At 40.3% G+C, this 12106-nt stretch carries 8 protein-coding genes; 3 read left to right on the plus strand and 5 right to left on the minus strand.

Annotated features, from left to right (window positions below; translation table 11 throughout):
* Positions 1-34 precede the first annotated feature (34 nt).
* Positions 35-271, plus strand: coding sequence for a hypothetical protein (locus QTN47_RS01570; protein ID WP_369327550.1), 237 nt, complete (start codon positions 35-37; stop codon positions 269-271).
* A gap of 9 nt (positions 272-280) precedes the next feature.
* Here QTN47_RS01570 and QTN47_RS01575 read toward each other — a convergent pair whose 3' ends face one another.
* Together QTN47_RS01575 and QTN47_RS01580 are read right to left on the minus strand one after the other, a co-directional pair.
* Positions 281-967: a DUF1345 domain-containing protein gene (locus tag QTN47_RS01575; RefSeq protein WP_369327551.1), complete on the minus strand. Its 687-nt coding sequence runs from the start codon at positions 965-967 to the stop codon at positions 281-283.
* Between the two features lie 66 nt (positions 968-1033).
* A complete protein-coding gene (locus tag QTN47_RS01580; RefSeq protein WP_369327552.1) occupies positions 1034-1615 on the minus strand; it encodes a pentapeptide repeat-containing protein in 582 nt (193 codons plus the stop codon).
* A gap of 296 nt (positions 1616-1911) precedes the next feature.
* Here QTN47_RS01580 and QTN47_RS01585 point away from each other — a divergent pair, with 296 nt between their 5' ends.
* Positions 1912-4776 carry a TIM-barrel domain-containing protein gene (locus QTN47_RS01585; RefSeq protein WP_369327553.1) on the plus strand — a complete coding sequence of 955 codons (2865 nt, stop codon included), beginning with the start codon at positions 1912-1914 and terminating at the stop codon, positions 4774-4776.
* Between the two features lie 165 nt (positions 4777-4941).
* Positions 4942-7791, plus strand: coding sequence for a DEAD/DEAH box helicase (locus QTN47_RS01590; RefSeq protein ID WP_369327554.1), 2850 nt, complete (start codon positions 4942-4944; stop codon positions 7789-7791).
* Positions 7792-7882: 91 nt separating this feature from the next.
* On the opposite strand, the gene QTN47_RS01595 is transcribed toward QTN47_RS01590, so the two are convergent.
* The 3 genes from QTN47_RS01595 to QTN47_RS01605 all read right to left on the minus strand — a co-directional run bounded on the left by QTN47_RS01595 (position 7883) and on the right by QTN47_RS01605 (position 12093).
* Complete coding sequence (locus QTN47_RS01595; protein WP_369327555.1) at positions 7883-9100, minus strand: PDDEXK nuclease domain-containing protein; 1218 nt, start codon at positions 9098-9100, stop codon at positions 7883-7885.
* 134 nt (positions 9101-9234) lie between these two features.
* The gene (locus tag QTN47_RS01600; RefSeq protein WP_369327556.1) at positions 9235-10782 is read right to left on the minus strand and encodes a sulfatase family protein; all 1548 of its coding nucleotides are present in this window, start codon (positions 10780-10782) and stop codon (positions 9235-9237) included.
* Between the two features lie 306 nt (positions 10783-11088).
* Positions 11089-12093 (minus strand): MlaD family protein, encoded by a 1005-nt coding sequence (locus tag QTN47_RS01605; protein WP_369327557.1) that lies wholly within the window; start codon positions 12091-12093, stop codon positions 11089-11091.
* Positions 12094-12106 lie beyond the last annotated feature (13 nt).

Here is a 12106-nt window from a genome sequence, read left to right on the forward strand (position 1 = left end):
TGAATGATAGTAGTATTTTCATAAAAACGCTTTTATGACTGCAAAAGACTTTTTTGAAGAACTGATGCAGCGGCCGCTGGAAACAATTCAGCAGAGTTTTAAGGACCAATATCCTGACATTAATGTGGCCGGTGAAGTACAGTTTTCTACAAAAGGCAAAACAGTTGTCGTTCAGACTCCGGAAACATATCCGAAGCCTGTAATCCGGGAAATAGCAAGGCAGATAAGGCAGCGAGCCAAGTTTGTAAATTTTGAAATAGAGGCGATGTAAAGATGGTAGCTACGCTTTTAAGCCGGCAATTAAGTTGACGGTTAAGGCGACTACAAACGTGTTTAACACGAAGGAAAGTAAGCCGTGGAAAAGTACTGTGCGCCTGATAATACGCGACGTAACTTCCACATCTGATACCTGGAAGGTCATTCCTATTACAAATGAAAAATAAGCAAAGTCTAGAAGGTCTGGTTTTTTCTCGTTGGGAAAGTCCAGGCCTTCTGCGTGCCTGGTAGTGTCCTCTTCGTCATCATCATAAAAAAGATATGCATAGTGCAGGCAAAATGTAGTATGCACAATCGTCCATGAAAGGAGCATGCCGGCAATCGAAACCGGAAGATACAGTCCGGATTGTGAACCATCTTTACTGACAATAAGCAACACAACCGTACACATGCAGGCTATAGATGCGATAATGATAGATGAAAAAACAAAAATTCTGCTGCCGTCTTCAATCCGCGCCTGTATCCTTAATTGTATTGTAGATCTGGTGAGAATAATGAGCCACGTTGCGAGTGTATAACAAACCGCGAAGACATCCCACAACAGAATAGCAAGCAAAGGGGCACTGAAAGAATTTTTCCTTATAAAAATGAACGTAAGGATTGTTGCTGCAGAAGCAATTAAAACCCTGTGCAAAGGTGTCATCCAGAGTAAAATATCCTGCCACTTGTTTTTTGTTACGTCTTTGGCCATGCAATTTATCTGCTTTTTGTTTAAAGTTAGTACAAGAAATTGAATAGCAGCAGGAGATGAGGTGGTTTACTCAAGCAGAATAATGTTCAGGCTTTGCAATAAAGAAAGCGCCTCAGGTAATTTAAACTTCGCTTTCTTTATGTTATTCTCCTGTATATTGATGGTGTAATTTATTGCGTCGGTGAAATTGGCCAGAGAAAGATCCGTATTAACAAAACGCGCGTTTAACAGGTCTGTTCCCGAGAAATTGGCTGCCGACAAATTGCAGTTGGCAAAATCAACGTCATGTGCCACACTATCTGTGATATTTATTTTGCGGAGATTTTTTCCGTAAAAACTGCTATAGCTAAGGTTGGTATTGCTGAATTCCAGGTTTAACGGATTGTCTGCATCCTGCCATGTAATACCAATGGCCTTGGAGTTGTCTATTTTAATGCCATTGAACTGGGTTCTTTTAAACCGCAGAAGAGAAATGTCGCAGTTAATGAATGTGCAGTTTTCAAAGTGGCAATCTTCAAACATGCATTCTTTAAGGTTAGATCCATAAAAACGGCAGGTGTCAAAAAAGCGATCTTTTACCAGTTTCCCTTCGTAGGTTATATTACTAAAATCCTTATCATAATGTTCTATTTCTTTATCGCCATGCATGTGATCGTTTTTTAAAAGTGACGGCAAAAATAATTCGGAAGAGGAAGATTTTCTTCAACTATTTGATAAGTGCTTGCGGATGATTGTGTGAATGGTAATCTAACATCATCGCACTGATGATATTTCGGTCGCCATCGTTGTACGGTGTTGCCCATGCATGGCATTTTTGCGAAAAAGCCTGAAAACAGGCGCTTTGTAAACATTTTGATACCTAAAAATTTACATTTTAGTACCTTGTCCGGGAAACGCACCCCCTATTTTCGCTTTCCGATAGAATATTTTAAACCATTAACTAAATGATCAGGAAAAAGTTTCTCCAACTGCTTGCTGCGGGCTTGCTGATGGTTGCCACATTTCGTGCGTCCGCTCAAAATAGTCCGGCATATATTAAGAATAATAACGGTGTAACTATATATCCGGATGTGAATTTTTCAGGTAATGCCAGGGCTGTTAAGCTGGAAGTTGTGACCGAAAATATTGTGCATGTTGTTGCGGCTCCTTCAACAGATATTCCAAAGAGAAACAGTTTGTCTGTAATACCATATACAACAAATACTACGTGGAAAGTGGAGGAAGAGAATGGCAGATTGGTTCTTACTACCGCAAAACTTACCGTTACAGGCGATCTTAAAACTGGTGCTGTTTCCTTTGCTGATAATAACGGACATCCCATTGTCACCGAAAGAAACATGAATGGAAGGAAAATAGCGTCCGCTGTTTTTGAAGGTGAACCGTTGTATGCTGTTGCGCAAACATTTGAGACAAGTACTGATGATAGTTATTACGGCCTTGGTCAGCACCAGGATGATGTCTATAATTACAAAGACCAGCAGGTTACATTGTTTCAGAATAATACGGAAGTCGCCGTCCCCTTTTTGATCTCCTCAAAAAATTACGGCATTCTTTGGGATAACTATTCTTTGTCGTCAGTAGGAGATACACGCCCATGGAAAGCTTTGTCGGCGCTGAAGTTGTTTTCTGCAAAGGGGGACGAGGGCTGGTTAACGGCTTCTTACAGCAATGACCGCAATCAGCCGGAAAATGTGGCTTTCGAAAAGGCTGAGTCCGTTATAAACTATGAATACCTTAACGCGACAAAATTGTATCTGCCTAAAGAATTCGCCATTGAAAAAGGAATGGTAACGTACTCCGGCTCTATGCAATCCGGCGAGGCGGGAGAACATAAGTTTAAATTTACTTATGCCGGATATATTAAGGTTTGGATGGACGGCAAGTTATTACTTGACAGATGGAGGCAGGCCTGGAATCCCGGCAGTGGGGTATTTAGGGTTGCTATGGAACCAGGAAAAAAATACCAGCTTAAAATTCAATGGATCCCGGATGGTGGCGAATCGTATCTAACCGCTAAGTGGTTGCCTCCAGTGCCGGAACAGGATAAAAATACATTTACATTTAACTCTGAAGCAGGGCGTGCAGTTGACTACTATTTTGTTTACGGAAAGAACATGGACGAGGTAGTCAGCGGCTATCGAACGCTCACGGGAAAAGCTTCATTGATGCCGAAGTGGTCACTTGGCTTTTGGCAAAGCCGGGAGCGTTATAAAACGCAGGAGGAGATTCTTTCAACCGTTGATGAATTCAGAAAACGAAAAATTCCTTTGGATAATATTGTGCTTGACTGGAGTTACTGGAAACAGGATCAGTGGGGCAGCCAGGAGTTTGATCCTTCACGCTTTCCCAATCCTGACAGTATGATCAGCGTGTTGCATAAAAAATATCATACACAGTTTATGATCTCCGTTTGGCCCAAGTTTTATGAAGGCATACCTGCGTATGATCTGTTTAACAGCAAAGGCTGGCTGTACAAGAGAAATATTGCGGATCGTCAGCGAGACTGGATTGCGCAAGGTTATATCTCTACTTTTTACGATGCATTTAATGATGAGGCAAGAAAAGGTTTCTGGCAGCTGATCTACGATAAAATATATACAAAGGGTATCGATGCGTGGTGGATGGATGCTAGTGAACCGGATATTCTTTCCAATGTAAGTCCTGAAAAAAGAAAAGAACAAATGACTCCAACGGCTCTTGGTACTGCTGCTGAATACCTGAATGCCTATCCGTTAGAAAATGCAAGAGGTATTTATGAGGGCCAGCGTTCTGTTGATAATAACAAGCGAGTATTCTTATTAACAAGATCAGGATTTGCCGGATCGCAACGCTATGCAGCGGCCATCTGGAGCGGTGATATAGCTACGCATTGGTCTGATTTAAAAGCGCAGATCAGCGGTGGTTTAAATTTCGCTATGTCTGGTCTTCCTTACTGGACCATGGACATCGGAGGTTTTTCTGTTGAGCATCGTTACGAAAAACCGACAGAAAAAGACCTGGACGAATGGCGCGAGTTAAATGCACGCTGGTATCAGTTTGGTGCATTTTGTCCTTTGTTCCGTTCGCATGGCCAGTTCCCTTATCGTGAGATCTACAACATTTCTCCTGAAGGACATCCCGCTTATAAAAGTATGTTGTACTATAATAAGCTTCGTTACAGGTTGCTGCCTTATATCTACTCAATAGCGGGAGCAACTACGCTGAAAGATTATACAATGATGCGCGGATTGGTGATGGATTTTGCAAATGATACGGCCGTTAAGAATATTGGCGACCAGTATATGTTTGGTCCATCTCTGCTGGTTAATCCTGTGTATACTTATAAAGCAACGGCAAGGGAAATGTATCTTCCTTCAGGCCAGGGTTGGTTTAATTTTTATACAGGAGAATACAATGAAGGAGGAAAGCAAATCAATGCAGATGCACCTTATGAGCGAATGCCATTATTTGTAAAAGAAGGTTCAATTATACCCATCGGCCCTGAATTGCAATACAGTAGCGAAAAGCCTGCAACTGAGATCACTTTATTTGTTTATGCCGGCAGGGATGCGAGCTTTACCTTATATGAGGATGAGAACACGAACTATAATTATGAAAGAGGAGCATTCTCCAATATTCAATTCAACTATAATGAAGCCAGCCGCAGTTTGACCATTGGCAATTGTGAAGGCTCTTTTGACGGCATGTTAAAGAACCGGGTATTCAATGTAGTTTGGATTGATAAACAGAAGCCTGTTCCATTTGATCCGGAAAGAAAGGTTGATACTGTTGTAAAATATAGCGGTAAACAAGTCATTATCAAACGTTAGCATATAAAGATGATAGGCTACATTTAGGCCTTTTTACTTTTTGCTTTTGAATTCAGACAGGCTTTGAACAGAAATACTGAAAGGGCTGCCATTACGGCGGCTCTTTTTTTGTCCCGATACGATTCTGTTCTTTAAGTTTGCAGCCCTTAAATTGAATGGAATATTATGGCAGGAAAGAAAGAGGTAAAGGCGGCATTATTGTTATGTCCGCAAAGAATGGAAACGCCTAAGCCGTTAGTGGTGTCGCTGCATATTGAAAAGGAGAATGGTAAAACCAGCTATGAAGACCAGGATCTTGATAAACAAGAGGTGAATAAATTTTACGGCAACCTGGCAAAGCCTGTGAAAGATGTGCTGGTGGGTTTTGGATCGGAAGCAATATGGTATATAAGAGATGAGATAAGGCAAAAACATGAGAAACTCACCAATATAAGTCTCCAGGATTTTCGCAAAAGTGAAATGATGCGTCATCAGCATAAATTAATTGATAAGCTGAGATTGCAGGGCGATGCATTGAAATGGTATCATAGAATTCAGCAGGAGGACAAAAACTATACAACTGCAACATGCACATTTCACAAACAAAAGCCGTTGCTAAGTTTTGAGTTGACAAGCGCAAACGGGACTTTTGAATTGAATGCGATCTGCGCCGTGAGTGATGAAAAATTTTCACTGAAAGATTGTGATCATTTTCATTTCCTGTTGCACAAATCAGGTATGTATTATCTGCTGTCTTATAAAGATCATGAAACGCTGCAATGGTTGAAAGGAATGAATGTTTCGGATTGTGCGGATGAGGCTGCGTTGGCTGCCAATGTATTGTCTGTTCTGGAAAAAGATTATAAGATAGATCGCAAAGGATTGTCAAAAGGAGAAGATGTTGAATTGGTTCCGTCCAGCCAGGTTGTATTGCATGAGATGAATGATCAATACCTTGTATTTACTCCCCGTTGGATATACGATGAATGGATTGTGGAAGGAGCGTGGAAGGATAGATCTATACAAACATCCGATGGAAATACGGTGATTATAAAGCGTCATGCAGAAACTGAACAACGGTTTTTGAATTTTCTTTCATCACTGCATCCGGGTTTTGCTGATCAGTTAACCGGTAGCTATTCGATCAGCTTTAAAGAAGCAAAACACAAACATTGGTTTTTAAGGACCTATCATAAATTGCTGGAAGAAGAAGTTGATATTATCGGCATGGATATGCTCAAGAATTTTCATTACTCCAGGCATAAAGTGTCGACGAAAAAGGAGATTATTAAGCAGGATGAAGGTTTCGTCACCATGCGGTTAAATATTTCTTTCGGAAAAGAAATAATTCCATTGCAGGTAATGCAAAAGCTTTTGCTTTCAGGTCAAAAAGCATTGTTTCTGAAAGATGAATCACTGGGTATTTTAGACGATGAATGGCTGAGTCAATATGCTTCTGTTATCAAGCATGGCAAAATTCAGAAAGATGAGATTACCGTTGCGAAATGGATAGCTGTTACAGAAAGGGATTTGCAGGAAGATCAGCGCATTTTACACACAACGCTTAAAGAAGAGTGGTGGCTAAAAATGAGGCAGTGGCAAAGTGGTGAAGATATTTATTCTGTGCCGACCACTGTAAGTGTAACATTGCGACCTTACCAAAGGAAAGGGTATGAGTGGATGCGCTTATTGACAGAAATTGGAGCTGGCGCTTGTCTTGCAGATGACATGGGACTTGGTAAAACTTTGCAGACAATCTGCGTACTTGCTCATTATATAGAAAATCACCCGGATAAAAAACATGTCATAGTATGTCCTGCATCCCTTATGTACAACTGGCAATTTGAGTTAAGAAAATTTGCGCCGGGAATCCGATCCGTTGTTCACCACGGGGTAACGCGTATTGCAGATGTTGCACGTACTACCGCAAAGATCATCATCACAAGCTATAATACATTGCGTTCGGATCTTGATATGCTGAGCAAGATTGAATATGGTGTTGCAGTTGTGGATGAAAGCCATAATATAAAAAATCCTTCAGCACAAATAACAAAAGCTATACAACAACTGAGTGCCAGCGTAAGAATTGCGCTAAGCGGCACGCCTGTCGTCAATAATACATTTGACCTTTATGCACAGTTGAATTTTATTTTGCCGGGCATGTTTGGCTCACGTGAATTTTTTAGGAAAGAGTATGCGGATGCGATAGATAAAAATAATGAAGAAGAGAAAGTGGCTGCCCTAAGAAAGATGACTTCTCCGTTTATTCTTCGCCGCACTAAGGAACAGGTGGCAAAAGATCTGCCCGAAAAAATAGAGTCAATTCTCTGGTGCGATATGGATGCTGAACAAAGAACGCAATACGATCAGGTGAAAGAGCAAGTGAAGAACAGTGTGTTCCTCGATATTAAAGAAAAGGGACTTGCGGAAAGTAAGCTGGCCGTAATTCAAGGTATGTTGAAGTTAAGGCAGGTTTGCAATTCGCCGTTGTTGTTGCCTGTAGGTGAAAGGATCAGCGCAGAATCTGTTAAGACCAATGTGTTGATGGATGAGTTGGATGGTTTGCTTGGTTCCCATAAAGTACTGGTATTTTCTCAGTTTAGCTCTATGCTTGATCTGCTTGCTGATGAGTGCAAAAAGAAAAATATTGCTTACCATCATTTCGATGGACAAACGGCTCCGGCAAAGCGTGCGGAAATGGTTGAAGCTTTTCAGCATAAAGACAGCACCGTTAACCTGTTTCTGATTAGTCTTAAGGCTGGTAATACGGGGCTCACGCTAACTGCAGCAGACTATGTATTTATTTTTGATCCGTGGTGGAATACAGCTGTGCAGGATCAGGCCATTGACAGAACGCATCGCATTGGTCAAATTCGAAGTGTATTCGCTTACAAAATGGCCTGCCGCGATACAATCGAAGAGAAAATTCTTTTATTGCAGGAGAAGAAAAAGAAATTGTCAGAAGACCTCGTAGCTGCTGAAGACGGTTTTGTGAAACAGCTTACAGAAGAGGATATTGAGTATTTGTTTTCGTAATGTAGAGACGCGATGCATCGCGTCTCTACTAATTGTGCAGCAGCTGCTGCACAATTAGAAAAATAGATAAGATAGTCGTACTATTTTTTGTTTACGGAGTGGTTGCTTTTTCTTTCGTTTTTTTAGAAACCCGGGACTGGTTTCTATATTGCAGGAATCTTTTTATTTCGTTTTTTAGTTGTAACGGGGTTGGCAGTGCTTCACGGATGTTTTTGGGTAAAGTTTTCAAAGTACAATATTCACTAACGCCGATAGGCCTGTTGAGATGCTTCAATGCGAAATCAACTTCGATATCATCTTTGGAACTGCATAAGATAATTCCTATTGTAGGATTGTCTGCATCTGTTTTTAATTGGTGGTCCACAATATTTAAATACCCGTTCATCTGCCCTGAATGCGCAAATTCAAACTCATCCAGCTTTAATTCGATTATAATATAGCACCTAAGTTTAAGATGATAGAACAGCAGGTCTATAAAGTATTCTTTTCTCCCCAGCTTTAGTTTATACTGACGGCCAACAAACGCAAACCCGGCTCCAAGTTCAATAAGAAATTCCTGAATATGCGTAATCAGCTTTAACTCTAAATCTCTCTCAGTAGTACGTTCGTTTATCTGAAGAAAATCAAATTTGTAAGGATCTTTCAGAATTGCGTTTGCAAGCTCCCCCTGTCTTTTAGGAAGTGTCAGATGAAAGTTGGATGACTTTTTTTTATTTTGTTGCCTTTCATACAAGCCCGATTCAATTTGATACAACAGAACACTTCTGCTCCAGTTATGTTCCACAATTTTTTGTATGTACCAAATGCGTTCTTCATTGCAACTTATCTTGTCAAGCAATAGCATATGGTGACCCCATGGAATATTTACCAATAAAGGGTTGGGAATCGAAAAGTAATTGTCACCTATTTGTGCAGCAGCTTGCTGCACAATTTTTTTCTTATAATTTTTATCGTTGGCTGCCAGTTGGGTTGTTGCAGTGCTTTGTCGCTTCTTTTCTAATTGTGCAGCAGCCTGCTGCACAATTAATAGATTTGGATACGCCTTGTAAAAGGTTTTCATGTACATCAGGTTCCTGCGTGCAAAGCCTTTTAAATCAGGAAAAGCAAATTGCAGATCATGTGAAAGTTGGTCAACAATCTTCATGCCCCAACCCTCTATTTCAACTTTGTCTGTTATTTGTTTGCCAAGGATCCAATACAGCATTAGCATGTTCCTATTTATCTGTAGCGCCGTTTGGATTTTGGATTGATAAATGTTCTGTTTTAATTCTGACAGCCATTTGCTGTATTTTCTTTTGTTAATCGCCATATTTTAGGGGGTTAGGGAAGTCAAATATAAAACATATGAAAATAAAAATTATATTAATGTGAGAGGCCAAATAAAAAAACAATCGAAAGCTATTCGTATTACATAGCTTTCGATTGTTTTATACCGAGAGTTTCTTATTTTAAGCCTTCGGCATCCAGTATCTTAAACGCATCCTCATCCTTATATTCAATCATTAACTTTTTCAGATGTTGCTTTAATTCAGCAGTGAGCTTTTCTGTTCCTTTAGATCCGTAAATATTATTTACTTCATGCGGATCTTTTTGCAGATCGTATAGCTCCCATGCGTTGCCGGCGTCATAGAATCGAACCAGCTTATAACGCTCTGTTCTGATACCGAAATGAGGGTACACATGATGCGGTTGTGGAAACTCGTAATAATGATAATACATTTCCTTTCGCCATGGTACATTTTTATCTCCTTTTAGAATAGGAAGAAAAGATGTTCCCTGGATATCCTGCGGAATATTTACCTGTGCAATGTTCAATAAGGTTGGCGCCCAGTCAATATTGAGTGTCATTTGATTGATGGCTGATCCGGGCTTTATTACGCCAGGATAGCGCATTACAAAAGGCGTACGCAATGACTCCTCATACATAAAACGTTTGTCGAACCAGCCATGTTCACCCATGTAAAAGCCCTGATCAGAAGCATAAATGACTACTGTGTTTTTTGATAGCCCGGTTTTGTCAAGATAGGCTAAGATCTCGCCGATATTTCTGTCTAAAGATTTAGCTGTTGCCAGGTAGTCTTTCAAATAACGCTGATATTTCCATTCAACCAATGCTTCGCCTGTCAGGCGTTTTTCATCAAACTCTTTGCTTACTTTATTCTCATAATAATCATAAAAAGATTTTTTCTGATCTTCCGTAAAACGGTTGTAAATGCCGCCTTTTTCATAATCAGCATGCACCTTTAAATCTTCTTTTAAACGCATTGTTTTATCAATGGTCATGTCCTGATTTTGTGCAGCGATCCTGTTCTTGTAATCATCGTGAAAGTTCGGGGGCAGCGAAAAAGTTTTATCATCATACGCGCCCAGATCCTGGATATCCGGCAGCCATTCACGGTGGGTTGCTTTTTCGCCAACTACTAAAAAGAAGGGTTTACTTGTATCTCTCTTATCTAACCACGCTTCTGTAAATTGCGTAATAAGGTTGGTTACATAACCATGATGAATTGTGGTGTCATGGTTTGAGCTGATGAACTGCGGATTATAATACTGCCCCTGGCTATTAAGTATCTGATAATGATCAAATCCTTCAGGCAAATTGCCTAAATGCCATTTTCCGATCCAGGCTGTTTGATAACCATTTTGCTGTAGCAGGCGGGGAAACACTTGCTGGCCCGTATTGAATTTCTTTTCATTAAGCGTATACCCGTTAATATGACTGTATTTGCCTGTTAACAAAGTAGCCCGGCTTGGTCCGCAAATTGAATTCGTTACCATAGCATTGGTAAATATCGCACCTTCTCTTGCGATCCTGTCAATATTAGGCGTAACTGCTAATTTGCTTCCGTAAGCGCTGATGGTTTGATAGGCGTGGTCATCCGAAAAGATAAAAATGATGTTTGGTCTTGATGACTGGCCCTTTGATAACATGTACACAAAGCATGCGGCCGTTAAAAGCAAGTATCTGCGTACTTGCAATGCAATTTTCATGATAAGTTGTTTTTCGTGAAATAAAATTGCTGTTGGGGCTATCTTCAAAAATAGGTGAACTAATTGAAAATTGAAAGTTGAAAATTGAAAATGAATGTGCAAATGAGTGAATGTGCAAATATGCAAATTAGGGATAATTGAAAATTGAGAACGGAGAATTGACAATCGCTCCAGGTGTATTCTCCGTTCCGTTCTCAGTGTGGCTTTGTGTAACTGTATTTAATTTTATACGGTTACAGACTGTGAAGTTTCCCGCACTAGATGAGATCAGACATCCTAAGATCAGAGATCAGCGACTCCTTCAAATTATCGTGCAGTGTCTTTCACCGCGTTCTTTTCCTTCTTTTTAAAGTACCCTCTTAGCAGGAAGTTGTGCTGAAGTGCTTCGAGGTCTTCATCAAGTTTTTGACTACTTGATTGCAGGTTTTTTATTGTGATGCGAAGATCATTCGCTACGGCGCTATCTTTTAATAATACACCTGCGGGGCTGTTCTTATTATAAAGTTCATAACTGGCATCCTTAAGGCTGTTGGATAATTCTGAAGCATTGTAAGCACTTTCTCTTATGAGAGATACAGTGCCGCGGATACTGTTAAACACTGTTGTGTCAGTCAAAAGATCGTCGATCAAACCACCGTTCTGGTTGAGTTTGGCGCTGAATGCATTTAGTTGTGCAGAAAAGTTGTTGAGGCTTGCGATTAGCTGGCGGCTGTTCCTGGCCGTGCCATCAAAATTGTTGAGTGTGCTACGGAGTGATGTCACTATCGAACTGTCGTACAGAAGAGCTGAAATTGCACCTTTTCCGGCGATTATTTCTGAGCTTAAAGTTTTCAGGTTTTGTGTTATTGCTAACAGGTTTTGGTTATTGGCCTGCAATGTTGCCATCATTTCATCTGTGGTTACATATTTTTCTACATCAAGTAACTGGTTATTGGCAATTTGTTGATCTGCATTTTTTCCGCCGTAAATAACAATCAGTTTGTTACCTATAAATCCTTCAGAGCTGATCTTCGCTTTTGCTCCATGCCGTATCAGATGCTGCACCTCTCTGTCTATTGTCATAAACACTTCCACTCTCAGGTCTTCCGTGAAACTTATCTTTTTTACAGTGCCTATTTTAACACCGGAGAGCCATACGTTGTCGCCAATTTTTAGCCCGCTCACATCATCAAAAACTGCTCGTAGTGTAAGTGATTTGCCAAAGGCTTTTCGTTGTCCGCCGAGTGTAAAGACGCCTGCAATAAATATGGCCAATGCAAAAAAGATAAACAAACCAACAATTATTGCCCGTTTATTTTTAATGTGTTTCATTCAAAATAGTTTT

This window comes from Danxiaibacter flavus (assembly GCF_041060425.1).
Lineage (GTDB): Bacteria > Bacteroidota > Bacteroidia > Chitinophagales > Chitinophagaceae > Danxiaibacter > Danxiaibacter flavus.